The 26,790-nt window shown below is 55.7% G+C and carries 30 protein-coding genes; 17 read left to right on the forward strand and 13 right to left on the reverse strand.

The window, feature by feature from the left end; genetic code table 11:
- Positions 1-33 precede the first annotated feature (33 nt).
- The 4 genes from rsmE to ruvX all read left to right on the forward strand — a co-directional run bounded on the left by rsmE (position 34) and on the right by ruvX (position 2,815).
- Positions 34-765, forward strand: coding sequence for a 16S rRNA (uracil(1498)-N(3))-methyltransferase (gene rsmE / locus ACMGG3_RS14485; RefSeq protein WP_414149273.1), 732 nt, complete (start codon positions 34-36; stop codon positions 763-765).
- 39 nt (positions 766-804) lie between these two features.
- Positions 805-1,752 (forward strand): glutathione synthase, encoded by a 948-nt coding sequence (gene gshB, locus ACMGG3_RS14490; RefSeq protein WP_020883696.1) that lies wholly within the window; start codon positions 805-807, stop codon positions 1,750-1,752.
- A gap of 86 nt (positions 1,753-1,838) precedes the next feature.
- Complete coding sequence (locus ACMGG3_RS14495; RefSeq protein WP_020883695.1) at positions 1,839-2,399, forward strand: YqgE/AlgH family protein; 561 nt, start codon at positions 1,839-1,841, stop codon at positions 2,397-2,399.
- Positions 2,399-2,815 (forward strand): Holliday junction resolvase RuvX, encoded by a 417-nt coding sequence (gene ruvX, locus ACMGG3_RS14500; RefSeq protein WP_014171567.1) that lies wholly within the window; start codon positions 2,399-2,401, stop codon positions 2,813-2,815. Before ACMGG3_RS14495 ends, ruvX begins: the two co-directional genes overlap by 1 nt.
- Here the strand turns inward: ruvX and ACMGG3_RS14505 are convergent.
- Complete coding sequence (locus ACMGG3_RS14505) at positions 2,781-3,806, reverse strand: type IV pilus twitching motility protein PilT (RefSeq protein WP_414149274.1); 1,026 nt, start codon at positions 3,804-3,806, stop codon at positions 2,781-2,783. The two genes, ruvX and ACMGG3_RS14505, sit on opposite strands and share 35 nt — an antisense overlap.
- 17 nt (positions 3,807-3,823) lie before the next feature.
- Here ACMGG3_RS14505 and ACMGG3_RS14510 point away from each other — a divergent pair, with 17 nt between their 5' ends.
- The 6 genes from ACMGG3_RS14510 (at position 3,824) to ACMGG3_RS14535 (ending at position 7,564) form a co-directional block, all read left to right on the forward strand.
- Positions 3,824-4,525, forward strand: coding sequence for a YggS family pyridoxal phosphate-dependent enzyme (locus tag ACMGG3_RS14510; RefSeq protein ID WP_414149275.1), 702 nt, complete (start codon positions 3,824-3,826; stop codon positions 4,523-4,525).
- Positions 4,526-4,546: 21 nt separating this feature from the next.
- Positions 4,547-5,113: a YggT family protein gene (locus ACMGG3_RS14515; protein ID WP_014171570.1), complete on the forward strand. Its 567-nt coding sequence runs from the start codon at positions 4,547-4,549 to the stop codon at positions 5,111-5,113.
- Positions 5,110-5,406, forward strand: coding sequence for a DUF167 family protein YggU (gene yggU, locus ACMGG3_RS14520; RefSeq protein ID WP_014885193.1), 297 nt, complete (start codon positions 5,110-5,112; stop codon positions 5,404-5,406). Before ACMGG3_RS14515 ends, yggU begins: the two co-directional genes overlap by 4 nt.
- A gap of 3 nt (positions 5,407-5,409) precedes the next feature.
- The gene (locus tag ACMGG3_RS14525) at positions 5,410-6,003 is read left to right on the forward strand and encodes an XTP/dITP diphosphatase (protein WP_138614615.1); all 594 of its coding nucleotides are present in this window, start codon (positions 5,410-5,412) and stop codon (positions 6,001-6,003) included.
- On the forward strand, positions 5,996-7,138 hold the full coding sequence (hemW, locus tag ACMGG3_RS14530) for a radical SAM family heme chaperone HemW (protein ID WP_014171573.1): 1,143 nt from the start codon (positions 5,996-5,998) through the stop codon (positions 7,136-7,138). Before ACMGG3_RS14525 ends, hemW begins: the two co-directional genes overlap by 8 nt.
- A 63-nt stretch (positions 7,139-7,201) precedes the next feature.
- Entirely contained in the window at positions 7,202-7,564 is a 363-nt protein-coding gene (locus tag ACMGG3_RS14535; RefSeq protein WP_257806075.1) for an endonuclease domain-containing protein, read from the forward strand.
- 61 nt (positions 7,565-7,625) lie between these two features.
- On the opposite strand, the gene ACMGG3_RS14540 is transcribed toward ACMGG3_RS14535, so the two are convergent.
- From ACMGG3_RS14540 to trmB, 3 genes are read right to left on the reverse strand one after another with little or no spacing between them, the layout of a single operon-like run.
- Positions 7,626-8,342 carry a DUF2884 domain-containing protein gene (locus tag ACMGG3_RS14540; RefSeq protein WP_040018846.1) on the reverse strand — a complete coding sequence of 239 codons (717 nt, stop codon included), beginning with the start codon at positions 8,340-8,342 and terminating at the stop codon, positions 7,626-7,628.
- Between the two features lie 57 nt (positions 8,343-8,399).
- On the reverse strand, positions 8,400-8,726 hold the full coding sequence (locus ACMGG3_RS14545) for a YggL family protein (protein WP_020883688.1): 327 nt from the start codon (positions 8,724-8,726) through the stop codon (positions 8,400-8,402).
- Positions 8,726-9,445: a tRNA (guanosine(46)-N7)-methyltransferase TrmB gene (trmB, locus tag ACMGG3_RS14550; protein WP_020883687.1), complete on the reverse strand. Its 720-nt coding sequence runs from the start codon at positions 9,443-9,445 to the stop codon at positions 8,726-8,728. Before trmB ends, ACMGG3_RS14545 begins: the two co-directional genes overlap by 1 nt.
- A gap of 144 nt (positions 9,446-9,589) precedes the next feature.
- On the opposite strand from trmB, the gene mutY reads away from it, so the two are divergent.
- From mutY to ACMGG3_RS14570, 4 genes are all read left to right on the forward strand, one after another.
- Complete coding sequence (gene mutY / locus ACMGG3_RS14555) at positions 9,590-10,642, forward strand: A/G-specific adenine glycosylase (RefSeq protein ID WP_020883686.1); 1,053 nt, start codon at positions 9,590-9,592, stop codon at positions 10,640-10,642.
- Positions 10,643-10,668: 26 nt separating this feature from the next.
- Positions 10,669-10,941 carry an oxidative damage protection protein gene (locus tag ACMGG3_RS14560; protein WP_013098674.1) on the forward strand — a complete coding sequence of 91 codons (273 nt, stop codon included), beginning with the start codon at positions 10,669-10,671 and terminating at the stop codon, positions 10,939-10,941.
- Between the two features lie 56 nt (positions 10,942-10,997).
- Positions 10,998-12,074: a membrane-bound lytic murein transglycosylase MltC gene (gene mltC, locus ACMGG3_RS14565; RefSeq protein WP_414149920.1), complete on the forward strand. Its 1,077-nt coding sequence runs from the start codon at positions 10,998-11,000 to the stop codon at positions 12,072-12,074.
- Between the two features lie 244 nt (positions 12,075-12,318).
- A complete protein-coding gene (locus tag ACMGG3_RS14570) occupies positions 12,319-13,575 on the forward strand; it encodes a nucleoside permease (RefSeq protein ID WP_020883685.1) in 1,257 nt (418 codons plus the stop codon).
- Positions 13,576-13,593: 18 nt separating this feature from the next.
- On the opposite strand, the gene citG is transcribed toward ACMGG3_RS14570, so the two are convergent.
- Genes citG through ACMGG3_RS14610 form a run of 8 tightly spaced genes read right to left on the reverse strand, consistent with a single transcriptional unit; the run spans position 13,594 to position 20,911 of the window.
- Positions 13,594-14,403: a triphosphoribosyl-dephospho-CoA synthase CitG gene (citG, locus tag ACMGG3_RS14575; RefSeq protein WP_020883684.1), complete on the reverse strand. Its 810-nt coding sequence runs from the start codon at positions 14,401-14,403 to the stop codon at positions 13,594-13,596.
- The gene (gene citX / locus ACMGG3_RS14580) at positions 14,381-14,920 is read right to left on the reverse strand and encodes a citrate lyase holo-[acyl-carrier protein] synthase (protein ID WP_032680312.1); all 540 of its coding nucleotides are present in this window, start codon (positions 14,918-14,920) and stop codon (positions 14,381-14,383) included. The genes citG and citX overlap by 23 nt, the downstream gene beginning before the upstream one ends.
- Positions 14,921-14,922: 2 nt before the next feature.
- Complete coding sequence (citF, locus tag ACMGG3_RS14585; RefSeq protein WP_032678955.1) at positions 14,923-16,440, reverse strand: citrate lyase subunit alpha; 1,518 nt, start codon at positions 16,438-16,440, stop codon at positions 14,923-14,925.
- Positions 16,441-16,450: 10 nt separating this feature from the next.
- Positions 16,451-17,326, reverse strand: coding sequence for a citrate (pro-3S)-lyase subunit beta (gene citE, locus ACMGG3_RS14590; RefSeq protein WP_014171585.1), 876 nt, complete (start codon positions 17,324-17,326; stop codon positions 16,451-16,453).
- On the reverse strand, positions 17,323-17,616 hold the full coding sequence (citD, locus tag ACMGG3_RS14595; protein ID WP_151711734.1) for a citrate lyase acyl carrier protein: 294 nt from the start codon (positions 17,614-17,616) through the stop codon (positions 17,323-17,325). Before citD ends, citE begins: the two co-directional genes overlap by 4 nt.
- A 16-nt stretch (positions 17,617-17,632) precedes the next feature.
- A complete protein-coding gene (gene citC / locus ACMGG3_RS14600; RefSeq protein WP_014171587.1) occupies positions 17,633-18,658 on the reverse strand; it encodes a [citrate (pro-3S)-lyase] ligase in 1,026 nt (341 codons plus the stop codon).
- 10 nt (positions 18,659-18,668) lie between these two features.
- Positions 18,669-19,532, reverse strand: a complete 864-nt coding sequence (locus ACMGG3_RS14605; RefSeq protein WP_014171588.1) for a fumarylacetoacetate hydrolase family protein — start codon at positions 19,530-19,532, stop codon at positions 18,669-18,671.
- 17 nt (positions 19,533-19,549) lie between these two features.
- Positions 19,550-20,911 carry a 2-hydroxycarboxylate transporter family protein gene (locus ACMGG3_RS14610; protein ID WP_014171589.1) on the reverse strand — a complete coding sequence of 454 codons (1,362 nt, stop codon included), beginning with the start codon at positions 20,909-20,911 and terminating at the stop codon, positions 19,550-19,552.
- A gap of 345 nt (positions 20,912-21,256) precedes the next feature.
- Here ACMGG3_RS14610 and ACMGG3_RS14615 point away from each other — a divergent pair, with 345 nt between their 5' ends.
- Entirely contained in the window at positions 21,257-22,882 is a 1,626-nt protein-coding gene (locus ACMGG3_RS14615) for an ATP-binding protein (RefSeq protein ID WP_414149276.1), read from the forward strand.
- On the forward strand, positions 22,872-23,564 hold the full coding sequence (locus ACMGG3_RS14620; RefSeq protein WP_149376022.1) for a response regulator: 693 nt from the start codon (positions 22,872-22,874) through the stop codon (positions 23,562-23,564). The genes ACMGG3_RS14615 and ACMGG3_RS14620 overlap by 11 nt, the downstream gene beginning before the upstream one ends.
- 50 nt (positions 23,565-23,614) lie before the next feature.
- Here ACMGG3_RS14620 and ACMGG3_RS14625 read toward each other — a convergent pair whose 3' ends face one another.
- Positions 23,615-25,750 (reverse strand): ornithine decarboxylase, encoded by a 2,136-nt coding sequence (locus ACMGG3_RS14625; RefSeq protein ID WP_041162848.1) that lies wholly within the window; start codon positions 25,748-25,750, stop codon positions 23,615-23,617.
- A 255-nt stretch (positions 25,751-26,005) separates the two neighbouring features.
- Here ACMGG3_RS14625 and ACMGG3_RS14630 point away from each other — a divergent pair, with 255 nt between their 5' ends.
- On the forward strand, positions 26,006-26,719 hold the full coding sequence (locus tag ACMGG3_RS14630) for a DUF554 domain-containing protein (RefSeq protein WP_328704179.1): 714 nt from the start codon (positions 26,006-26,008) through the stop codon (positions 26,717-26,719).
- The last annotated feature ends 71 nt before the right edge of the window (positions 26,720-26,790 follow it).

Genomic DNA, 26,790 nt, shown 5'->3' on the forward strand with positions numbered 1-26,790 from the left:
GCTTACACCGCATGACATATGGAATTTCTGACTATGCGCATTCCTCGCATCTACCACCCTGAGCTGATTACCGTCGGCCGCGAAATTGCCCTCTCTGACGATGCCGCCAACCATGTTGGTCGCGTACTGCGCATGGGAGCAGAACAAGCTATTCAGCTGTTTGATGGTTCTAATCAGGTTTTCGACGCGGAAATTACGCGTGCTGATAAAAAAAGCGTGCATGTAACGATATTGCGCGGCGAAGTGGATGACCGTGAATCTCCGCTGCACATACACCTGGGACAGGTGATGTCGCGCGGAGAAAAGATGGAATTCACCATCCAGAAATCCATTGAACTGGGTGTAAGCCTCATTACGCCACTTTTTTCTGAGCGCTGTGGCGTTAAACTGGATGCGGAACGTCTGAATAAAAAGATCCAGCAGTGGCAGAAAATTGCCATTGCTGCCTGTGAACAGAGTGGCCGCAACCGTATTCCGGAGATCCGCCCGGCGATGGATCTGGAGGACTGGTGTGCTGAAGAGGAAAGCGGGCTGAAGCTCAATCTCCATCCACGCGCCAGCGCCAGCATCAATACGCTGCCGCTACCCGTTGAACGTGTTCGCCTGCTGATTGGTCCGGAAGGCGGCTTGTCCGCTGACGAAATTGCCATGACGGCGCGTTACCAGTTTACTGATATTCTGTTGGGACCTCGCGTTCTGCGTACTGAGACAACGGCACTCACAGCCATTACCGCGCTACAGGTGCGTTTTGGCGATCTGGGTTAACGCTAAGCCTGAGCCCTCAGGCTTTTAACGGAGATGAAAATGATCAAGCTCGGCATCGTGATGGATCCCATCGCAAACATTAACATCAAGAAAGATTCCAGCTTCGCGATGCTGCTGGAAGCGCAGCGTCGCGGCTATGAACTCCACTACATGGAGATGAACGATCTTTACCTGATCAACGGTGAAGCCCGCGCACGCACCCGCATCGTTAACGTCGAGCAGAATTACGACAAATGGTATGAATTCGGCACCGAGCAGGATATTGCCCTTGCCGACCTCAATGTCATTCTGATGCGTAAAGATCCTCCGTTCGACACCGAATACATCTACTGCACCTATATCCTTGAGCGCGCGGAAGAGAAAGGAACGCTGATCGTCAACAAACCGCAGAGCCTGCGCGACTGTAACGAGAAGCTCTACACTGCATGGTTCTCTGACCTGACGCCTGAAACGCTGGTGACCCGCAACAAGGCACAGCTGAAAGCGTTCTGGCAGAAACACGGCGACATCATCATGAAACCGCTGGACGGCATGGGTGGCGCATCTATTTTCCGCGTGAAAGAGAGCGACCCGAATATTGGGGTGATTGCCGAAACGCTGACCGAGCTGGGCACGCGTTACTGCATGGCACAGAACTACCTCCCGGCCATTAAAGATGGCGATAAACGCGTTCTGGTGGTGGATGGTGAACCGGTGCCGTATTGCCTCGCGCGTATCCCGCAGGGCGGCGAAACCCGCGGTAACCTGGCGGCCGGTGGCCGCGGTGAGCCGCGCCCGTTAAGTGAAAGCGACTGGGAAATTGCCCGCCGCGTTGGCCCGACACTGAAAGCCAAGGGCCTGATTTTTGTCGGCCTGGATATCATCGGCGATCGTCTGACCGAAGTGAACGTGACCAGCCCAACCTGTATTCGTGAAATCGAAGCGGAATTCCCGATTTCGATCACCGGAATGCTGATGGACGCCATCGAGAAACGTTTACAGAAATAACCTTTCAATACTATTAGTGACAGCACCCCGGTTTGTCCGCATACTGGGGCTGTCGCTTTTTAAACCAGGAAACAGTACCTCTGACAATGAATTTACAGCATCACTTTCTTATTGCCATGCCTGCTCTCCAGGATCCGATTTTTCGCCGCGCCGTGGTTTATATTTGTGAATACAATGAAGACGGCGCGATGGGCATTATCATCAACAAACCGCTGGAAAACCTGCAGGTTGAAGGGATTCTGGACAAGCTGAAAATTTCGGCTGAAGAGCGTCTGCCGGAAATCAGGCTTGATAAACCGGTGATGCTGGGCGGGCCACTCGCAGAGGATCGCGGTTTTATCCTGCATACGCCGCCGGTCTTCTCTTCCAGTATTCGCATCTCTGACAACACCGTCATTACGACCTCTCGCGACGTGCTCGAAACGCTGGGTACCGCTGAGCAGCCGTCGGAAGTGCTGGTGGCCCTGGGCTACTCCTCCTGGGAGAAAGGCCAGCTTGAGCAAGAGATCCTCGATAACGCCTGGCTGACCGCGCCTGCGGACATGAACATTCTGTTTAAAACCCCTATTGCCGATCGCTGGCGTGACGCCGCGAAACTGATCGGCATTGATATCCTGACTATGCCTGGCGTAGCGGGGCATGCCTGATGAGCGGAACACTTCTGGCCTTCGATTTTGGCACCAAAAGCATAGGCGTCGCCGTGGGTCAGCGAATCACGGGTACCGCACGTCCACTCACGGCCCTGAAGGCCAGTGACGGCACACCGGACTGGAACCTCATCGAGCGCCTGCTAAAAGAGTGGCAGCCGGATGACGTCATCGTTGGGTTACCGCTGAACATGGATGGCACTGAACAACCGCTTACCGCCCGAGCGCGTAAGTTCGCCAATAAAATCCATGGCCGCTTTGGCGTCTCCGTGAAGCTCCACGACGAGCGTCTGAGCACCGTTGAAGCACGTGCAGGTCTTTTTGAACACGGCGGCTTCAGGGCTCTCAACAAAGGCAGCGTTGACTCCGCGTCTGCTGTCATCATTCTCGAAAGCTATTTCGAACAGGGTTATTGAGCGCCGGGGCCTGGAGTTGCCCCTGCGCCCGTCTTTCAGCCAGGCTCTGGTCAAAGTTCTGCATCCCCGACTGCTGGCCGGTTTGAATAATACCGGGCAATTGCCACGTTTTTCCTTCGCGAATGAGATTCGCCGCCGCCGGAGTATTCACCAGCAGCTCATAAAGCGCCACGCGCCCGCCCTGCGCATCGGGGAGGAGCTTTTGCGCCAGCACCGCCCGCAGGCTGCCGGCCAGCTGATTGCGCACCGGATCTTTCTCCTGCGCCGGAAACGTATCGACCAGCCGCTCAATCGCCTGCGCTGCCCCGCGGGTATGCAGTGTCGCGAGCACCAGATGTCCGGTTTCCGCCGCCGTCAGCGCGAGGCGGATTGTTTCACTGTCGCGCAGCTCTCCCAGCAGTATGACATCAGGATCCTGGCGTAACGCCCCGCGCAGCGCGTCGGCAAATGACGGGCTGTGTTGCCCAATCTCGCGCTGCTGGATCAGGCACCGTTCGCTCTGGTACAGAAACTCCACCGGATCTTCGAGCGTCAGAATATGCCCGTCAGTATGGTGATTAAGAAAATCCACCATCGCTGCCAGTGTAGTGGACTTACCGCTGCCGGTTGCCCCGGTGACCAGAATTAGCCCGTTGTCACTGGATAACAGCTCAGGAACAACCCGGGGCACCCCCAACGCGGAGAGTTGCGGGCAGACCCCGGGCAACAGCCGCAGCGTCATTGAGACGCCGCTTGTCTGTTTAAACGCGCTTCCGCGCAGGCGCTGGTTGCCCGCCAGAGTGACGGCAAAATCCACCTGCCCGTTCGCCCACCACGTTCCCTGCTGTTCATCGTTGAGCCACGCTTTTAATAGCGTATCGACTTCGGGCGGCGGAAACGGTGCGGGTTCAAGACGACCTGATCTGCGCCAGCGCGGTGGCGAATCATTGCACAGGTGTAGATCGGAGACATTATGCTTTACACTAAGGGCCACAATTTCTTCCACATCCATACAATACTCCTCGGAAAATGAACGACATTGCGCACAACCTGGCACAGGTCCGGGACAAAATCTCAGCTGCAGCAACACGTTGCGGCCGTGCTTCAGAAGAAATTACGTTACTTGCAGTGAGTAAAACCAAACCTGCAAGCGCCATCGCAGATGCGATTGAGGTGGGTCAGCATGCGTTTGGTGAAAACTACGTGCAGGAGGGCGTGGATAAAATTCGCTTCTTCCAGGAACAGGGGAAGACGGATCTGCAATGGCACTTTATTGGCCCCTTGCAGTCGAACAAAAGCCGTCTGGTCGCTGAACATTTCGACTGGTGCCATACCATTGACCGTTTGCGTATTGCTTCGCGCCTGAACGACCAGCGCCCTGAAGCGTTACCGCCGCTGAATGTGCTGATTCAGGTCAACATCAGTGACGAAAACAGCAAGTCCGGTATTGCGCTGGAAGAACTGGATGCGCTGGCAGCAGACGTCGCGGCACTGCCGCGCTTAACCCTGCGCGGGTTAATGGCCATCCCGGCACCGGAGTCAAGTTATGAAAGGCAGTTTGCCGTGGCACAGCAAATGGCTGTAGCATTTGAGGCGCTTAAAGCGCGCTATGAAACGGTAGACACGCTTTCTCTGGGCATGTCGGATGATATGGAAGCCGCCATCGCGGCAGGCAGCACTATGGTGCGCATCGGCACGGCAATTTTCGGTGCGCGCGATTACACCCAATAATAAGGAAACCTGAGGAACGCCATGAAGACGTTGACTTTCCTGCTTTCAACGGTCATTGAGCTGTATACGATGGCGCTGTTACTGCGCGTCTGGATGCAGTGGGCCCGCTGTGATTTTTACAATCCGTTCTCGCAGTTTGTCGTGAAAATCACGCAACCTATCGTAGGACCGCTGCGTCGCGTCATTCCGGCGATGGGCCCCATTGACAGTGCTTCTCTGCTGGTCGCGTTTATTCTGAGCGTTATCAAAGCGATTGTGCTGTTTATGGTTATCACCTTCCAGCCGATAATCTGGATTGCCGCCGTCCTGATCCTGATAAAAACCGTCGGTCTGCTGATCTTCTGGGTGCTGCTGGTCATGGCGATCATGAGCTGGGTAAGCCAGGGCCGTAGTCCGGTGGAGTACGCGTTAATTCAGCTGGCTGAGCCGCTGCTGCGTCCAATCCGTAACCTGCTTCCGTCTATGGGCGGCATCGATTTCTCTCCGATGATCCTGGTTCTGCTGCTGTACGTCGTGAATATGGGGATCGCTGAGCTGTTACAGTCCACGGGCGATATGCTGCTGCCGGGGCTGTGGATGGCGCTATGAGTGCAGTGAGCACTTGCGCTGACGGGCTGGTTTTACGGCTGTATATTCAGCCTAAAGCCAGCCGTGACAGTATTGTTGGACTGCATGGCGACGAGCTAAAAGTCGCCATCACTGCCCCACCGGTTGATGGCCAGGCGAATGCGCATCTGACCAAATATCTGGCAAAACAGTTTCGTGTCGCCAAAAGCCAGGTGATCATCGAGAAAGGTGAACTTGGGCGGCATAAACAGGTAAAAATTCTTAACCCGCAATCTATCCCGACGGAAGTCGCGGCGCTGACAGAGCAGGATTAAACCATGCAGAAAGTTGTTCTCGCTACCGGTAACGCCGGTAAAGTGCGCGAGCTGGCCTCGCTATTAAATGATTTTGGACTGGATGTCGTTGCACAGACCGAACTGGGTGTGGAGTCCGCTGAAGAGACAGGGCTGACGTTTATCGAAAACGCGATCCTGAAAGCGCGCCATGCCGCACAGATTACCGGTTTGCCCGCGATTGCCGACGACTCCGGTCTGGCGGTAGATGCCCTTGGCGGTGCGCCGGGTATCTACTCCGCACGCTATTCTGGCGTCGATGCCACCGACCAGCAGAATCTGGAAAAGCTGCTTGTCGCACTGAAAGACGTGCCAGATGATAAACGCCAGGCTCAGTTCCACTGCGTACTGGTCTATCTGCGTCATGCCGAAGACCCTACGCCAGTCGTCTGCCACGGCAGCTGGCCGGGTGTGATTACCCGTGAAGCGGCAGGCAGTGGTGGCTTTGGCTACGACCCGATTTTCTTTGTCCCGTCTGAGGGCAAAACCGCTGCGGAACTGTCCCGCGAAGAGAAAAGCGCGATTTCCCACCGTGGACGCGCCCTGAAACTGTTACTGGAAGCACTGCGTAATGGCTAATTTGCCGCCTCTGAGTCTTTATATTCACATCCCGTGGTGCGTGCAGAAATGCCCGTACTGCGATTTCAACTCGCACGCGCTGAAAGGTGAAGTGCCGCATGATGACTACGTTGCGCATCTGCTGGCCGACCTCGATGCCGATGTACCTTACGCACAGGGACGTGAAGTTAAGACCATTTTCATTGGTGGCGGTACGCCGAGCCTGCTTTCTGGCCCGGCGATGCAAACGCTGCTGGACGGCGTGCGTGCGCGCCTGAACCTGGCCGCGGATGCTGAAATAACAATGGAAGCCAACCCCGGCACCGTTGAAGCCGACCGTTTTGTCGATTATCAACGTGCAGGCGTAAACCGCATCTCGATCGGTGTCCAGAGCTTTAGCGAGCCGAAGCTGAAACGTCTGGGACGCATTCACGGCCCGGAAGAGGCAAAGCGCGCGGCAAACCTGGCCACTGGCTTAGGCCTGCGCAGCTTTAACCTGGATTTGATGCACGGCCTGCCGGACCAGTCGCTGGAGGAAGCGCTGGACGATCTGCGTCAGGCGATCGCCCTTAACCCACCGCATCTCTCCTGGTATCAGTTGACTATTGAGCCAAACACGCTGTTTGGTTCCCGTCCGCCGGTGCTGCCGGATGATGACGCCCTGTGGGATATCTTTGAGCAAGGTCATCAGCTTTTGACCGCGGCAGGTTATCAGCAATACGAAACCTCCGCATACGCGAAGCCGGGTTACCAGTGTCAGCACAACCTGAACTACTGGCGCTTTGGTGATTATCTGGGGATTGGCTGTGGCGCGCACGGTAAAGTGACCTTCCCTGACGGGCGCATCCTGCGTACCGCCAAAACGCGTCATCCGCGTGGTTACATGGAAGGCCGCTACCTTGAACGTCAGCATGATGTTGAGGCGGCGGATAAACCGTTTGAGTTCTTTATGAACCGCTTCCGCTTGCTGGAACCCGCACCACGTGCGGAGTTTGCGCGTTATACCGGATTGCCGGAAGCCACGATTCGTCCGCAGATTGACGAGGCGCTGGCGCAGGGATATCTCACCGAGTGTGAGGATTACTGGCAGATCACCGAGCACGGCAAACTGTTTTTAAACTCCCTCCTTGAGTTGTTCCTCGCAGAAGATTCCTGAAGGCTGATTCAGGATTTTGCACCCCATTCTGCCGGCTGAGGAAAAGGCTGGCAGAGTGTGGGGATGGATATTACTCGTACTGATGCAAAACAGCTCAGACGGGAGCTGACAAAAGAAGAAAGACGGCTTTGGTATCTACTGCGCAGCCGCCGCTTCGAAAATTATAAATTTCGTCGACCACATCCTGTAGATCACTACATTCTGGATTTCGCCTGCTGTGCGGCTCATCTGGCTATTGAACTGGATGGCGGGCAACATGATGAAAAGCAGGAATACGATCGTCAAAGAACGTGCTGGCTTAACGAGAAAGGCTGGTATGTCATTCGATTTTGGAACAACGAACTCTGGAATAACGAAGAAGCGGTGTTAGAAAAGATCCTTGAAACACTGCAAATGCTGCAACCCTCACCCCGGCCCTCTCTCTAAAAGGGAAAGGGAGCAAACCATCCCCTCGCCCCTTTGGGGAGAGGGTTAGGGTGAGGGGAAATTACTTCAGCGTCCCCACCAGCGCCTTGCGGCTATCTTCCAGCGACACTACGCGTTTACAGACGTCTTTGCCGAACTGCTGGAAATCGTCTTCCTGGTTCTTCCACTCGTTCTGAATTGAGGTCTGCAGACCACCCAGGCTACCGAGCACGCCCTGCAGTGGGTTACCGCCGCCTTTCAGCACCGCTTTAGCCCCCATCTCGTTAATGCTGTCCTGCAGGATACCACCCATTGCCTGGTTCACCAGCTGCTGACCGTCGGCACGAACCTGATCGATTGCCTTGTAATGGAACGTCAGGCCGTCGGCGCGATGCTCAATAATGCGGTTCATCTGCTCTTTCAGCTGTTTGTCGAGCTTCGTCAGGCGGGTGCGCATGTTACTGCTCTCTCCCACCTCTTTGGTGATGATCTTATCCAGCGCGACGCGGCTCTTCTCTACGCGCGTCAGGGCACCTTCATCAATCCACGGCAGCGCGGTACGCAAATCGGCCTGGTAGTCTTTCGCCTGCTCACGCTGAGCGGGGGTCAGGTTGTACTGTTTACCATTAAATGTGACGTTCCCGTCCGGCGTAATCACCAGATGACCGTTCTCGCCTTTGACCTGCACGGTTTGCGGGCTTAACACCACGTCATCACGCGGGGTGACGCTACATTTATACTCCGCATGAGCGGTGAATCCGGTTGCCATTAAGGCAACAGCCAGCAACGTTTTGCGCATCTTAAACACTCCCTCAGACAAAATGGGCCAGCTAATGCTGGCCCCCTTACTGCTTAATTAGTCCCACCAAACGTCAAAAAGTTCGCTGACGCGGACATCTTCCAGTTTGTGGTCTTCAAGCCATTTGCGTACAAGCGCCTGATGTTCTTCGGTGCATTTACCGACTTCCTGGGTGCAGATCAGACCTTCCCATGCCAGATAACCGCTACCATCAAAGGCCAGCTTGTTTGGCTCGATCACTTCATTAATGAACGCATCTACGTCCTGATCGATCTGGTCTACGCTGGTGCCTTCCGGGAAACGCCACGCAACGGAGAAGCCCACTTCCTGGAATTCTTCGATGTGCATTTTTTTACGCAGACGACGGCTACGATTCTTTGCCATTATTTCACCCTCTCGAACATTAAGTCCCATACGCCGTGACCAAGACGATGGCCACGCTGTTCAAATTTTGTCACCGGACGTGAATCGGGACGCGGTACATAGTCGTTGCTTGCAGACTGGTTTTTATACCCGTCCAGAGACGACATGACTTCCAGCATATGTTCCGCATAAGGTTCCCAGTCGGTCGCCATATGGAAGACACCGCCCAGTTTCAGCTTACTTTTTACCAGCTCAGCAAACGGCGCCTGAACGATACGGCGTTTATTATGCCGTGCTTTGTGCCACGGGTCAGGGAAAAAGAGCTGAACCATGGTCAAAGAATTGTCAGGAATCATTTTGTGCAGCACTTCAACCGCGTCGTGACACATAACGCGCAGGTTCTCAACGCCCTCTTCATGAGCCGTTGCCAGACATGCGCCTACGCCTGGTGAGTGCACCTCAATGCCGAGGAAATTTTGCTCCGGGCGCGCGTGGGCCATGGTAACCAGTGAAGACCCCATACCGAAGCCAATCTCCAGTGTTACCGGCGCGTCGCGGCCAAACAGCTCGGTAAAGTCCAGAGGCTGCTCGCTGAACTCAACGCCCATCACCGGCCAGTAGTTGTCCAGCGCATGTTGCTGCCCTTTGGTCAGGCGACCCTGACGGCGGACAAAGCTGCGAATACGGCGCAGCGGGCGACCGTTTTCATCAAATTCCGGTGAAATGACGTCGTTTTTCATAAAAGAGTTGTCTGCTTGTGAGAATGTTCGGGAAACGGGCATTATCCAAAGTTAAGGCTTCTATGCAAGCATGGGAAAGATCCGGTTTACAGCAGATTGACGCTGTGCTGCAATCGGCGTCCCTGATTATACGAATCGATGACCATGCAAGCCTCTCAATTTTCAGCCCAGGTGCTGGACTGGTACGACAAATACGGGCGTAAAACCCTGCCCTGGCAAATTGAAAAAACGCCTTACAAAGTATGGCTCTCCGAAGTGATGTTGCAACAAACGCAGGTCGCTACGGTGATTCCCTACTTCGAGCGCTTTATGGCACGTTTCCCAACGGTGACCGACCTGGCCAATGCGCCATTAGACGAGGTGTTGCACCTGTGGACCGGTCTCGGTTACTACGCCCGTGCGCGCAATTTGCATAAAGCCGCGCAGCAGGTGGCGACCCGACACCACGGCACATTTCCGGAAACCTTCGATGAAGTGGCTGATTTGCCCGGCGTCGGACGTTCAACCGCTGGCGCAATCCTCTCCCTGTCTTTAGGTAAACATTTCCCGATCCTCGACGGCAACGTGAAGCGCGTCCTCGCACGATGCTATGCCGTTGACGGCTGGCCGGGAAAAAAAGAGGTCGAAAAACGGCTGTGGGAGATCAGCGAAGCGGTTACCCCGGCAAAAGGCGTGGAGCGCTTTAACCAGGCGATGATGGACCTGGGGGCCATGGTCTGCACGCGATCAAAACCGAAATGCGAACTTTGCCCGGTCAATAATCTCTGCGTGGCTTATGCGAACCATTCATGGGCGCAGTATCCGGGCAAAAAGCCAAAGCAGACGCTGCCAGAGCGCACCGGCTACATGCTGTTGATGCAGCATGGCGATGGCGTCTTTCTGGCGCAGCGGCCGCCGAGCGGCCTGTGGGGTGGTCTATACTGCTTCCCACAGTTTGAAGATGAAGAATTGTTACGGGAATGGCTTAAACAGCGCGGCATCGCTGCCGATAACCTGACGCAGCTGACCGCGTTTCGTCATACCTTTAGCCATTTCCATCTGGATATTGTACCGATGTGGCTTCCCGTGTCCTCAATCACCGCCTGCATGGATGAAGGAACGGCTCTCTGGTATAACTTAGCGCAACCGCCATCAGTCGGGCTGGCGGCTCCCGTGGAGCGCCTGTTACAGCAATTACGTGCCGGTGCAATGGTTTAGCATCAGCCACCAACAGAGGAATGAGTATGGCCAGAACTATTTTTTGTACTTTCCTGCAGCGTGACGCTGAAGGCCAGGATTTCCAGCTTTATCCGGGCGAACTGGGTAAGCGCATCTATAACGAAATTTCCAAAGAAGCCTGGGGACAGTGGCAGAAAAAACAGACCATGCTGATCAACGAGAAGAAACTCAGCATGATGAACCCGGAGCACCGCAAACTGCTTGAGCAGGAGATGGTGAACTTCCTGTTCGAAGGCAAAGACGTCCACATCGAAGGCTATACGCCGCCGGAAAAATAACAGCGTGCGGGGGCAACTCCGCCGTACAAGCAAACACAACACGCACTCCCGGAATGATGAAAAAATTTTTAGCGCTAGCCCTTGTTGCGCCGTTGCTTGTCTCTTGTTCTTCCAAAAAAGGCGATGATTACAACGAAGCCTGGATAAAGGACACCAACGGTTTTGACATTTTGATGGGGCAGTTTGCCCATAACATCGAAAATATATGGGGATTTAACGAAGTTCTTATTGCCGGACCTAAGGACTACGTTAAGTACACCGACGCCTATCAGACCCGTAGCCACATCAACTTTGATGAGGGGACTATCACGGTTGAAACCATCGCAGGCACCGAACCTGCCGCACGGTTACGTCAGGCGATCGTGAAAACCTTGCTGATGGGTGACGATCCAGGCTCAATCGATCTCTACTCCGACGCCGATGACATCACCATCTCCAAAGAACCGTTCCTGTACGGCCAGGTTGTCGATCAGACCGGACAGGCCATCCGCTGGGAAGGGCGTGCCACAAAATTTGCCGATTATCTGCTGCAGACGCGCCTGAAAAGCCGCTCTAACGGCCTGAAGATCATCTACAGCGTCACCATTAACCTCGTGCCGAACCACCTCGACAAACGTGCGCATAAGTACATTGGCATGGTGCGTCAGGCCTCGCGTAAGTACGGCGTGGATGAGTCGCTGATCCTGGCGATCATGCAGACCGAATCGTCGTTTAACCCGTACGCGGTAAGCCGTTCCGACGCGCTGGGACTGATGCAGGTCGTGCAGCACAGCGCAGGTAAAGACGTCTTCCGCGCTCAGGGTAAATCCGGTACGCCGAGCCGCAGTTATCTGTTCGATCCACAAAACAACATTGATACCGGCACCGCCTACCTGGCGATGCTCAACAATGTCTACCTGGGTGGAATTGATAACCCGACATCACGTCGCTATGCGGTGATCACCGCGTATAACGGCGGTGCGGGCAGCGTCCTGCGCGTCTTCTCGAGTGACAAAGTGCAGGCGGCGAATATCATCAACAGTATGGCGCCGGGGGATGTCTATTCAACGCTTACCACCCGACACCCGTCTGCGGAATCGCGTCGTTATCTGTATAAAGTGAACACGGCGCAAAAAAACTACCGTCGACGCTAAACCCTTTACCCTGCCCTCTTCCTGTGGGAGAGGGCAGGGTGAGGGCATCAGACCGCACCCTCCCCGCTCCCACCCATACGAAAATGTTATTTGCATCACAATCCAAACTGCAAATTAATGTGGATTGCATTTTTTTGCGGGAGGTAACAAAACATAAACTCGCCTGCTGATAGAATTGCATCAAATAACAACCCTGAATGTTCCTATAACAACATATCTCCCGCTCACTTGTGAGGAAAGTAACATGAACCTTAAGCTGCAGCTTAAAATATTGTCGTTTCTGCAGTTCTGCCTGTGGGGTAGCTGGCTAACTACACTCGGCTCCTATATGTTTGTGACGCTCAAGTTCGATGGTGCGTCTATCGGTGCCGTCTACAGCTCGCTCGGCATTGCGGCTGTCTTTATGCCAACGCTGCTGGGTATCGTGGCGGATAAATGGTTAAGTGCGAAATGGCTGTACATGCTTTGCCATCTGGTGGGTGCGGGGACGCTGTTTATGGCAGCCCAGGTCACCACGCCGGGGGCGATGTTCATGGTGATCCTGTTTAACTCGCTGGCCTACATGCCAACGCTTGGCCTGATCAACACCATCTCCTACTACCGCCTGAAATCTGCCGGTATGGAAATCGTCACCGATTTCCCGCCAATCCGTATCTGGGGCACCATCGGCTTTATCATGGCAATGTGGGGCGTGAGCTTCGCAGGCTTCGAACTGAGCCATATGCAGCTCTACATCGGGGCGGCACTCTCCGTGGTGCTGGCGCTGTTTACCCTGACCCTGCCGCATATTCCGGTGTCTAACCAGCAGAAAAACCAGAGCTGGAGCACCATGCTCGGTCTGGACGCCTTTGCGCTGTTTAAAAACAAACGCATGGCGATCTTCTTTATCTTCTCCATGCTGCTGGGTGCGGAACTGCAGATCACCAACATGTTCGGCAACACCTTCCTGCACAGCTTCGACAATAACCCGCTGTTCTCTGGCAGCTTTATCGTTGAACATGCGTCAGTGATGATGTCCATCTCTCAGATCTCTGAGACGCTGTTCATCCTGACCATCCCGTTCTTCCTGAGCCGCTACGGCATCAAGAACGTCATGCTGATCAGTATCGCTGCATGGATGTTGCGCTTCGGTCTGTTTGCCTACGGCGACCCAAGCCCGTTCGGTACCGTGCTGCTGGTTCTGTCGATGATTGTTTACGGCTGCGCCTTCGACTTCTTCAACATCTCTGGTTCGGTGTTTGTGGAAAAAGAGGTGAAACCTGAAATTCGCGCCAGTGCTCAGGGTATGTTCCTGATGATGACCAACGGCTTCGGCTGTATTCTGGGCGGTGTGGTGAGCGGTAAAGTGGTTGAGATGTACACCACTAACGGCATCACCAACTGGCAGCCCGTGTGGCTTATCTTCGCCGCGTACTCGTTGGTACTGTTCTTCGCGTTTATCGCACTGTTCAAGTACAAGCACGTACGCGAACCGCACGCTGCGCAGCCTATCGCGCATTAATGATTATCCCCTCTCCTTTCAGGAGAGGGGTAATTTCGCCAGCACCCATCCTACCGACAATAAATCCGCACTGCCCCCCGGGCTTAAATTCCGTTCAATGAGCGCATTGTCCATCTGTATTAATGCATCACGATCCCAGCCACGCGTCAGTAATGCCCGCGCATAACCCTGCACATAACGCAGCCCTTCCATACCGCCGCGCGACACCAGGTTACTGTCCTGATTCATCGCCATCAGGCGCAGCAGCAGGTCATGCAGCGCGTGCCCGTTCCATTGCGCCAGCGCTGCACGCACCGTAGCAAAACCGCTTTCCGCTTCGCCCCGCGCGCCGGTTAAACCATACTGCTGAAACTGCCGCTCCCCTGCCGTCGCCTGTCCACTGCGCGCCGCCAGCTCACGCGCCACCAGCCCGCGACAGAGGTGACTCACCTCACTACAGAGGCTCTCAGCCGTGGCGTGTTTCACACGTCCGGCGGCAAAGCACAGCAAACCGAGGGCAAAAATGCCGCCTTTATGCGTGTTCACCCCGCATGTTGCAGCGTACATTGCCTGTTCACAGGCAATGCCCATCGGGCGAATGATCCGTATTTGTTCCGCCGCGGGTTTATCCGCATGGGTATGACCCAGCTCTGCAAAGCGCGCAAACCACGGGGTGATGGCCGCAATACTGCGGGCAAACAGCGCATGGTCCATATCGCGGTGTGCACCGTTGTTGAGCTTATCCACCAGACCCGGCTTGGGCGTCAACGCCAGCTCCTGCCATAACGCCTCTTCGGCGAGCCCTGGCACATCGCATGGCTGCGGGTTAGTCGCGAGCAAACCAGTCATCGATCATCTTCTCCACGCGAGCCACCACCTGCTCTACAGGATGCTTACGCGAACGGGAACAGGCGTGGGCAGGCTCATCACATACCAGACAGCGCCGGAGGTGTGCCCCTAAAGACTGGCGCCCCACATGCCCCTGTGCCGGGCAGATCACATCCAAATCCCACAGCCTGCCGAGCGGGTGAGTCTGCTCCAGATCCGTACAGTGCGCTTTGATTTCCGCCGCCGGATGCGCCACGCACCAGATTGCTTCTGGCCCGGTGGGCAGCCACAGCACCTGGCGGTCCAGCACCTGCCAGCGGTTTTCCCACAGCAGCTGGTCGCACATCTGCAATGCCACGCCCATCGTATTGCGATAGCGCAGGCTGTCTTTGATCTCCCCGGGGGTGACGAGCGTGAGAGAAATCACCGGTTGTTGATAGTGCGTGAGCCAGTCAGTCTGGCGTGCTGCACGGCGCTCTTTCGCCGCCAGCAGCTCCTCCAGGCTGACACCCGCCCGCACGGGTGTCGCTACAGTCATCATTACTCCTTCACCTGTCGAACGGTGTCGATGACGCTGCCGTCGCGGTAGCGGATCACACCGACGATTTTGTCGGTAAACTCAATGGGTTTTGGTACGCCGGTCAGTGATATCGCCCGCTCGAAAAGCGCGTTGATATCGACAACGTTGAGACCTGCGGCAAGCAGTCGTTCGCGGATTTCCGGGCGTGCCGGGTTAACCGCGATGCCGTGATCGGTAACCAGCACGTCGATGCTCTCCCCGGGCGTCAGCCGGGTGGTCACCCGCTTCACGACGGTTGGAATACGGCTACGCAGCAGGGGGGCGACCACGATGGTCAGGTTCGCCGCCGCGGCCACATCACAATGTCCGCCGGATGCCCCACGCATTACGCCGTCAGAGCCGGTAATAACATTGACGTTAAAATCGACGTCAATTTCCAGGGCGCTGAGGATCACCACATCAAGCTGGTCGCAGCTTGCTGCCTTGCTGCCGGGGTTGGCATAAACGTTGGTGGAGATCTCCACATGATTCGGATTTCGTGCCAGCGAGGCCGCGGCCTGGCCGTCGAAACACTGGGTATCAAGCAGCTTTTCGATCAGGCCTTTCTCGTGCAGATCCACCAGGCTGCCGGTAATGCCCCCGAGCGCGAAGCGCGCCTTCACGCCGCTGCGCTCCATTTTCTCCTCCATAAAGCGGGTACAGGCGGTAGCCGCCGCACCGGAGCCGGTCTGCATGGAAAAACCGGGTTTGAAATAGCCTGAATGTTCAATCACATCCGCCGCGTAGCGGGCAATCATCAGCTCACGCGGATTACTGGTCACGCGAGCCGCACCGACGCTGATTTTCGCCGGGTCACCCACGCTCTCCACCTGCACAATGTAATCCACCTGATCCTGCACCAGGCTGGCGGGCATATTCGGGAACGGCACCAGCGCTTCGGTCAGCAGCACCACCTTACGGGCGAAATGCGCATCCACCATTGCATAGCCAAGCGAGCCGCAGCACGATTTCCCGTGCGTGCCGTTGGCGTTGCCAAATTCATCGCTGCACGGCACGCCAAGAAACGCCACGTCGATATTCAGCTCACCGTCCTGCAACAGCTTCACGCGCCCGCCGTGGGAGTGAATTTGTACCGGCTCGGCCATCAACCCGTGTGAGATAGCGTCCGCCAGCTTGCCCCGCATACCGGAGGTATAAATCCGGGTGATAACACCGCTTTCGATGTGTTCGATCAGCGCGTCGTTACAGGTCATCAGCGAGCTGGAAGCCAGCGTCAGGTTTTTAAAGCCCATACGCGCAAGCAGCGCCACGACGGTATTGATCACCCGGTCGCCTTCGCGAAACGCGTGGTGGAAGGAGACGGTCATCCCGTCCTGTAACCCGCTGCGTAACACCGCCTCTTCGACCGAAGCACAGAGCTTACGGGTGTGTTTTTCGTCAGGGCTGTTCAGCCATGGCGTTGCGCTGTGGGCGGCATCAAACGGTTTTAAGTCCCGCAGATGGGGGAAATTCACATGGAGAAGTTCTGTCTGATTCATTGTGTAATCCTTAACGACGCACGCCGGAGGCCGCCGCGCGTTCCAGCACCATCTGCGCGTGGTTAATAATAGGGGCATCGACCATTTTGCCGTTGAGCGACACGACGCCCAGGCCGTTACGCTCCCCCTCTTCTGCCGCTTCAATCACCCGTTTCGCGTGATCCACTTCCTGCTGGGTTGGGGCATAGGCGTTATGTAACAGGTCAATCTGACGTGGGTTAATCAGCGATTTACCGTTAAAGCCCATCTTGCGGATCAAATCGACCTCGCGCAGGAAGCCGGCTTCATCGTTAACGTCCGACCACACCACGTCGAAAGCGTCGATACCCGCGGCGCGGGCGGCGTGCAGCACGGCACAGCGGGCATAAAACAGCTCAGTGCCATCCCCGCGTTCCGTCTGCATGTCCATCACATAATCAAAGGCGGCCAGCGCGATCCCGATTAAGCGCGGAGAACTGCGGGCAATGGCCACGGCGTTAATCACCCCAATCGCCGACTCAATAGCCGCCATGACGCGGGTCGAGCCCGGCTCGCGCCCACATTCACGCTCGATACGCGCCAGATGCCCTTCCAGCTCATCGATATCCTCTGGGGTGTCGGTTTTCGGCAATCGAATCACGTCCACCCCTGCCCGCACGGCGGCTTCCAGATCCAGCAAGCCAAACGGCGTGCTCAGCGGGTTAATGCGCACCACGGTTTCGATATCCTGATACATCGGGTGCTGCAGGGCATGAAACACCAGCATGCGCGCGGTATCCTTCTCGCGCAGGGCGACGGCGTCTTCAAGGTCAAACATGATGGAGTCCGGGCGGTAGATAAATGCCGTAGAGAGCATGGCGGCGTTTGCGCCCGGCAGGAACAGCATACTGCGGCGGAGTTTGCTCATTTCAGCGCCCTCCAGTTGAGTGTCGGCTCATCGGCTGCGCGCAGGAGCGCGCTTTGCAGGCGGGCGCGGATCACGCAGTCCAGCGCCCCTTTGTCTTCAACAATAATTAATCCCTGGTGCACGTTCATGGCGCGCAATGTGTCGTTAACGACCTGGCGAATATGTTCGCCAAACTGCTTAATCACTTCACTGTGGATGATAATTTCCAGCTCACCCTGAGCGGGGGCAATTTTTACCATCAGGTCGCTGGACTCCTGTGTACCGGCCAGCGCCTCCCTTACAATTTTCATGATAAATTCCTGATAGTTATGCGACTTCCGCACTCGCACGGTAATGCGTTTCGAGGTGCGCGAAGGTGGAGTCCGGGACAATCTCCCGGATCCGGGAAAACTGCTGTGTCTTAAGCAAGCGGCGGACTTCCGACGCGGAAATAGCGTTGCCGGTGACCTTGATGCGCGGCATTTCCACCACGTCAATCTGCGAGGCCAGCAGGTCGTGCAGCGTCTGGTTGTATTGACGGGTGATATCGCAAAACGGCTCCGAACCGATAAAGCGATGCGTAATACCCAGCGCCGGGGCGATGAAGTCCCGGAAGATCAGCACATCGATTTCGCTCCACGCCTGCTGTACTTTGCCGGTCTCTTTCAGGAAGTAGGCCGGGAACGTGGCGCGGGAGATGATGTACTGCGATCCTTCATGCACAATCACGTTCGGCAGATGCGCCACGCCCGCCCGTACCATCTCTAGCCGGGCGCTGAACGGGAAGAACGAGGCATCCTCGCGCACCACAAACAGATGCAGCGCATCGCACTGCCCCGCGGCCTGCTCGACCAGATGCCGGTGGCCGAGGGTAAACGGATTCGCATTCATCACGATCGCGCCAATCTTCTTCCCGGCCTTGCGCTGACACTTGAGCGCGCGGCAGTAGCGCTGGATCCCCTGCGGGGTGTTCTCCATCAGCACCGCGTTGTTCCCGCTCTGGGCAATCGGCCAGAAGCCGCTGCGGCCAAAGCGCTCCTTGTTGCACGGACGGGTGCAGAGGAAGAGGTGAAAATGGCCGCGCTCCAGCGCCGCATTTTCCACCTCTGCCAGCAACCGTGCGCTGAGGTTCTCCCCACGAAGCTGCTCGTTTACCGCCACGCACTTGATGACGTTAGCGGCAAGCCCGGCACAACCCACCAGCTGCGTGCCGGACCAGGCTTCGACAAACAGCGTGATGTCGTTGTCCAGGCCAAGGCCGCTGTCTGCCAGCAGGTAACGGATCTGGCTTAAGCGTTCCGGGTGTTTCGCCACAAGGGTGTGGCGAAAATCGATAGTGGGTTGACTGTTCATGCCGTTTTACTCAGTGTGCTGCCGCAAGCCCGGTGGCGGGCGCTTCCATGATCACATTGCTCAGATGACCGATATGCTCGATCTCCACCTCAATGCGATCGCCCTCTTTCATGAACAGCGGCGGGTTGCGCTTTTTGCCCACGCCGCCAGGGGAGCCGGTGATGATCACATCGCCCGGGCTGAGGCGGGTAAAGGTGCTGATGTATTCGATAAGCTCCGCGACCTTGTGGATCATGCTGCTGGTGTTGTCTTCCTGCACCATACGGCCGTTAAGCCAGGTGCGGATCGCCAGCTGGTGCGGGTCCGGGATCTCATCCGCCGTCGCCATCCACGGGCCAAACGCTCCGGTCTGACGCCAGTTCTTGCCTGCCGTAAACCAGGTGTGCTGCCAGTCGCGGGCGGAGCCGTCCATATAGCAGCTGTAACCTGCCACATGGCGCAGCGCCTCATCACGGCTGATGTTCTCTCCGGCTTTGCCGATGATGACCGCCAGCTCTCCTTCGTAGTCGAATTCACTGGAGTGACGCGGCTTCAGCACCGGTTCGTTATGGCCGGTCTGCGAATCCGGGAAGCGGACAAACAGCGTCGGCGCCGGGTTGTGCTGGTCAAACTCTTTGCGTTTGTCGGCGTAGTTCATGCCCACGCAGAGGATTTTTTCCGGCTGCTCAATCACCGGTAAGAAGGTGATGGCATTCAGAGGGACATCCACGGCGTCGTTGAGATAACGGGTGGCCTCAGCCAGCCCGTTGCCCTGCAGCAGCGCTTTGAGGTCGCTGTAGCGGTCGCCGAGACGGCGACCTAAATCAATCACACCTTCGGCCTGAACGATGCCGTAGCTGCGTGTTCCCTGGTATAAAAAGCTTGCGAGTTTCATTGTTCTTTCCTGAAAACTTAAACGAGGAAGTTGCCCAGTATCAGCAGAGAGATGGAGACGTTAATCGCGCCGCCAATACGGGTAGCAATCTGGGCGAAGGGCATCAGACTCATACGGTTGCCTGCGGTCAGAATCGCCACGTCACCGGTACCGCCCTGGCCGCTCTGGCAGCAGGAGACGATGGCGACATCAATCGGGTGCATGCCAATCTTTTTGCCAACGAAGAAACCGGTCGCCACCAGCGCGGAGACGGTGCTGACAATCACCAGCAGGTTGGTCAGCGTGAATGCGGCGACCAGTTCATGCCAGGGGGTAATGGCCACGCCCACGGCGAAGAGAATGGGGTAAGTTACTGACGTCTGGAAGAATTTATACACCACCTGAGAGCCTTCCAGCAGACGCGGAGAAGCACCATTGCAAAGCTTGACCAGCACCGCCATAAACAGCATGCCAACCGGTGCGGGCAGGCCAATCAGCTTGTGGCCGAGCATCCCCAGCATGTAGAGCAGAACGGCCAGCAGTGCGCCAGAAGCGATCGTGGTGACGTCTGCTTTACCGGAGAACGCAGGCTGTGCGGTGGTTTCATCAGTATTCGCACGGTTAGGCATCAGCTGGCCTTCGCCGGTCAGGTGCGGGTAACGTTTACCGAGCTGATTGAGGCAGCCGGAGATGATGATTGCCGTAAGGCCGCCGAGCATAACCATAGGCAGAACGCGACCGAGCGCCACGCCCTGGTCCATATGCAGCAGGGTGGCATAGCCGATGGAGAGTGGGATCGCCCCTTCCCCAACACCGCCCGCCATGATCGGCAGAATGATAAAGAAGAAGATCTGGAATGGCTCAAGGCCCAGCGCTATCCCTACGCCCATGCCAACAATCATGCCGACAATTTCGCCGCACAGCATCGGGAAGAAGATGCGCAGGAAGCCCTGAATAAGCACGGTGCGGTTCATGCTCATGATGCTGCCGACAATGATGCAGCAGATGTAGAGATACAGAATGTTGGTGGATTTGTAGAACTTCGTGGTGGACTCCACCACCACATCCGGCAGCAGACCGTAATAGACCAGTGCCGAAGGAATAAAGGTGGCGCAAATCGCCGCCGCGCCGAGTTTACCGACAATCGGCAGGCGCTTGCCAAACTCACCGCAGGCAAAGCCGAAGAACGCGAGCGTGGCGACCATCACCACGATATCGCTGGGCAGTTTGCCGCCGAGGCAATCAATGGCAATCAGCGCGCCGGCCAGGACAAAAAGTGGCAGAGGGATAATTCCGATTTTCCACGTATCCATAATATGCCACCAGCGCTCTTTGAGTGATGGTCGCTGAATATCAATCGGGTCGTGGGTAACAGAGAAAGAATCGTCAGTTGTGCTCATAATAAGCCCCTTAGTTATTTTGTGCGTTCAGCTTAGAGTCACAAAGGCTTACTTTATGTGAGGGATGGCATATTAAAAGCGAAGTTTTTATGGCAGCTATGGTTTTAATGGTTTCTTTTATTTAATGTGATATACGCCTTATTTATTGCCGTGGTTTTTATGGTTTCTTTTCTAAAACGAACAATCAAATAACATTTCTCCAGACGGCTTCAGGCGCATAGGCTATTCGGAAAATTCTTTTACAGGGCCTGCTGTGCAAGGGATCACAAGTTTTCGGCAAACCGGGTATCCGCGCGAAAAAAGATGATATATTGGCAATCTTTGCTGCTACCTCGCGTGATAGTTATGAAAGTATCGTTTCAGATTAAGCTGTTTATTTCGCTGGTCGCCTTTTTCTCAGTACTTTTTGCGTTACTGGGCGGATATTATTACGTCGATGTCGGCAAGCAGCTTTATCAGGAAATGAGCGCACGTGCCAAAATACAGGCGGAAGAGATCGCACTTATTCCCTCATTACGTGATGCGGTTGAACAAAAAGATATCAAAGCCATCCATGATTTTATGCAGAAAATTGCCGCTCACAGTGATGCCAGCTTTATTGTGATTGGAGATAATAAAGGTCTACATCTTTTTCATTCGGTCTTTGCCGACAGAGTGGGCAAGACGCTTATCGGTGGAGACAATGAGGAGGTCCTGCAGGGAAAAAGCACCACCACCATCCGCAAAGGGGGGTTGGGTATTTCGCTGCGCAGCAAAGCGCCCATCTTCAACGATGCGGGGCAAGTGGTAGGGATTGTCTCGGTGGGTTATCTCACCAGCTACCTTGATACCATTACCGTCAGCAAAGTGGTCAATATCCTGCTGGCCGCTGTGCTGCTGTTGATTGCGCTCTTTATCTTCTCCTGGTTCTTTACCCGCAGTATCAAGAAGCAGATCTTCTCCCTGGAGCCACGGGAAATCGGCCTGCTGGTGCGCCAGCAAAAGGCGATGATGGAGTCTATCTATGAAGGGGTGATCGCCATTGATGATGAGCTGCGCATCGAGGTGATCAACCAGGCGGCGCGCAAGCTGCTTGGCCTGAGCCAGCCAGCCCGTGAACTGCGCGGGCAGCTGATTAGCCAGGTTATCGACCCTGTCCCGTTCTTCTCGACGCAGACGATGCTGGCAAAAGATACCCATGATGAAATTTGCCGTTTTAACACCCTCACGGTGATTGCCAGCCGGGTGCGCATCATGCTTGAGGATTCGCTGCAGGGCTGGGTGATCACTTTCCGCGATCGGAATGAAATTGACTCGCTTAGCGCCCAGCTCAGCCAGGTTAAACGCTATGTCGATAACCTGCGCATCATGCGTCATGAGCAGTTGAACCGCATGACCACTCTGTCCGGCCTGCTGCACATGGGCCGCTATGAAGAGGCGATTGGCTATATTCAGGCGCAGTCGGAACACGCTCAGGAGCTGCTGGACTTTATCTCTTCCCGCTTCAGCTCCCCGACCCTGTGTGGCCTGCTGCTGGGTAAAGCCGCCCGCGCGCGGGAGAAAGGGGTCGAGCTCAGTTTTGACCCGGCCTGCCGGCTGGACAGGCCGTTCACGTCGCTGGCTGAAGAAGAGCTGATCTCAATCATCGGCAACCTGCTGGATAACGCCATCGAAGCAACGCAGCGCTCACCGCTCCCCCATGCACCGGTCGAAGTGCTGATCAAACTGAGCGAGCAGGAGCTGATTATCGAAGTGGCCGACCAGGGCGTTGGCATCAAACCGGAGATCCGTGACAGGATATTTGAACGCGGCATCACCACCAAAACACGCGGCGATCACGGGATTGGCCTGTATCTGATCGAAAGCTATGTTACGCAGGCTGGCGGCGCGATAGAAATTGCCGATAACACCCCGCGCGGCGCCATTTTCTCACTGTTTATTCCCGCCCGGCGTCCCGCCCAGCAACTGGAAGATACCGACTATGCAACATGAACTTATCGACGTATTGATTGTTGAAGACGAGAACGAACTGGCGCAACTGCACGCGGAACTTATCGGTAAACATCCGCGCCTGAGGCTGGTAGGGATCGCCTCGTCTCTCGCTGCCGCCCAGGTCCAGCTTGAAAGCAAACAGCCGCAGCTTATGCTGCTGGATAACTATCTGCCGGACGGTAAAGGGATCACACTGATCAATGACCCCATGCTCACCCGCGCCAACTGTTCGGTAATTTTCATTACTGCTGCCAGCGACATGGACACCTGCAGCCAGGCCATCCGAAATGGCGCCTTTGATTACATCCTGAAGCCGGTCTCCTGGAAACGCCTCAGCCAGTCGCTTGAACGCTTTGTGCAGTTTGCCGAACAACAGCGGGTCTGGAAGATTGTCGACCAGCAGAACGTCGACTCGCTCTACCAGCTGCAGGCGAAAAACTACCGTCTGGATAACGGCAGCAAAGGCATTGAGGAGAATACGCTGGCACGGGTGCAGGCGTTGTTTAACGACAAGGTGACACACTGTTTTTCCGTCGACGAGGTCGTGCAGGAGACAGGATTAAGTAAAACCACCACCCGACGCTATCTGGAGCACTGCGTGGAGGCGGGGTTTCTGAGCGTAGAGATGTTGTACGGGAAGATTGGGCATCCGCGGAGGATGTATAAGAGAAGTGCGGTGTGAGCCCTGACCCTCTCTTTAGGGGAGAGGGCCAGTATTACGGATGACGGCGACTATGACAATACATACCCGTACAGTCGCTTAATCCCGTCGGGATCCTTTTCGCTGTAAACGCCCTGCAGTTCCGGCGAGAAACCTGGCAGCAGGTTGATGCCCTCCTCCAGCGCCAGGAAGTAACGCTGTACCGCCCCACCCCAGATTTCACCCGGCACCACGCACAGTACGCCAGGGGGATACGGCAGCGCGCCCTCGGCGGCAATGCGTCCGCCGGCATCACGGATGCGCACCAACTCCACGTTCCCGCGAATATACGCCTGATTCGCATCCTGCGGATTCATCGCCCGTTCTGGCAGACTCTCTTTACGGAACATTGCCTTCTGCAGATCTTTCACGTCAAAGCTCACGTAGAGATCGTGCATCTCCTGGCAGAGCTGGCGAAGGGTGTAATCGCGATACCGTACCGGGTATTTCTGGTAGATGGTTGGCAGGACGTCAGCAAGCGGCGTATCGTCTTCAATATGCTGTTCAAACTGACCCAGCATTGCCACCAGCTGCGCCAGCTTCTCACTGCTTTCGGCAGGCGTCAGCAGGAAGAGGATCGAGTTGAGATCGCACTTCTCCGGCACAATGCCGTTTTCACGCAGGTAGTGCGCAAGAATGGTCGCCGGAATGCCGAACTCGGTATATTCCCCGGTTTCCGCATCAATACCCGGCGTGGTCAGCAGCAGCTTGCACGGATCGACGAAATACTGCTCGCTGGCATAGCCTTCAAACCCGTGCCATTTAGCCCCCGGCTCAAAGCTGAAGAAGCGGCGCTCGCTGGCGATGGCGTGTGTAGGATGATCCTGCCACGGACGCCCGGCCACCATTGGCGGAATAAACGGTTTGATCATATGGCAGTTGGCAATGATCGCCTTGCGGGCCTCAATGCCCAGCTCAACACACTCCGCCCAAAGCCGGCGCCCGCTCTCCCCTTCATGGATTTTCGCGTTCACATCGAGAGCTGCGAACAGCGGATAGAACGGACTGGTCGAGGCATGGAGCATGAACGCATTGTTGAGGCGCTTGTGCGGACAGAAACGCGCCTGGCCGCGAATGTGATTATCCTTTTTATGGATCTGCGAAGTCTGCGAGAACCCGGCCTGCTGTTTATGCACCGACTGCGTCACGAAAATGCCCGGATCGTTCTCGTTCAGATCCAGTAACAGCGGAGAGGTTTCCGCCATCATCGGAATAAACTGCTCGTAGCCCACCCAGGCCGAATCAAACAGGATGTAGTCGCAAAGATGGCCGATCTTGTCGATCACCTGACGGGCGTTGTAGATCGTGCCATCGTAGGTACCAAGCTGAATGATCGCCAGACGAAACGGGCGTTTCTCCATGGCCTTTTCCGGCGCAACTTCACGGATCTGATTTCGCAGGTACGCGTCGTCAAAACACTGCGCGTCAATCCCGCCAATAAAACCAAACGGGTTACGCGCTGCTTCGAGATAAACCGGCGTAGCACCCGCCTGGATCAGCGCACCGTGGTGGTTGGACTTATGGTTGTTGCGATCGAACAGCACCAGGTCGCCGCGGGTCAGCAGCGCATTGGTGACCACCTTATTTGCAGCGGAGGTGCCGTTCAGCACAAAGTAGGTTTTATCAGCATTAAAGACTTTTGCTGCGAACTTCTGGGCATGCTTGGCGGAGCCTTCGTGGATCAGCAGATCGCCCAGTTTCACATCGGCATTGCACATATCGGCGCGAAATACGTTCTCACCGAAGAATTCATAGAACTGCCGTCCCGCAGGGTGTTTTTTAAAAAATGCACCGTGCTGGTGTCCCGGACAGGCAAAAGTACTGTTGCCCATCGCCACGTACTGGCTCAGGGTGTCAAAAAATGGCGGCAACAGATTCTCTTCATACCGGCTGGCCGCCGTCTCCAGTTCCAGAAACTCCTGAGCTTTACCTGATATCACTGCCGTTGCGCCATCAGGAACGTCTGACGGCTCTTGCGAGTAAATAAACACCGGAAGCTGAAAGCCCGTGCGTTTAAGCAATGCCAGAATGCCGCTGCAACTTTCCGCGGGGGTAATGACGACTGCCGCCACATCCGTAAAATCAGTGTTATCCAGCGTCACCTTTTCGCGGTGCGTAGACACAGTAGAGACCAGCTCGCGGCTGACGGCGATTTTCATGGTTTTCATAAGTGCAGTTACCCTCACCGAACGGTGAGACAGGAGTAGATAATATCGATACGGGTGAGCGTTCGCGCAGCGACAGACAACATCATCATTGGCGGCTCCGTACACAGGAAGGAGAAATTTCGCGCAATCATGTCACCTTTTATTTTGAGGCGCAAGAAGCAATCAGTATGTGTTAACCCGCCTAAACCTAAGCTTAACAGGCCCCTGGCGTGTCATAATCCTGCAATACCCATGATTAACTAACAGGAGTTCACGGTGGTTATCGGACCCTTTATCAATGCCGGTGCCGTATTGCTGGGCGGCGTACTTGGCGCCGTATTAAGTCAGCGGTTGCCGGAGCGTATTCGCTCTTCCATGCCCTCAATATTCGGCCTGGCCTCGTTAGGTATCGGCATTTTACTGGTGATCAAGTGCGCCAACCTGCCGGTGATGGTGCTTGCTACCCTGCTCGGCGCGCTCATTGGCGAGTTCTGCTATCTGGAAAAGGGTATTAACAGTGCGGTCAGCAAAGCCAAAAACCTGATTGCCCACCCGGGCAAGGCGAAAAACGGCACTCACGAGACGTTTATTCAGAACTACGTCGCGATAATTATTCTTTTTTGCGCCAGCGGCACAGGCATTTTCGGTTCAATGCAGGAAGGCATGACTGGCGACCCCAGCATATTGATTGCGAAGGCGTTTCTTGATTTCTTCACGGCCACCATTTTCGCCACGACCCTCGGCATCGCCGTCGCCGCGATTTGCGTGCCCATGCTGCTTATCCAGTTGGCCCTCGCTACCTGCGCCACACTGATCCTTCCTCTCACCACGCCAGCGATGATGGCCGACTTCACCGCCGTCGGTGGCCTGCTGCTGCTGGCGACAGGGCTGCGGATATGCGGAATAAAGATGTTTGCGGTGGTGAATATGCTGCCCGCGCTGTTGATTGCAATGCCGCTATCCGCGCTCTGGACGCACTTTTTTGCTTAAGTTTACGGCGAACTGGTGAGAGAGTGTGCAGTCCGTTACGAAAACAACAAATTTCGTTGACGGCAGAGGGC

Origin of the sequence: Enterobacter sp. BNK-18, assembly GCF_047456135.1 — a bacterium.
GTDB classification, from domain to species: Bacteria; Pseudomonadota; Gammaproteobacteria; order Enterobacterales; family Enterobacteriaceae; genus Enterobacter; species Enterobacter ludwigii.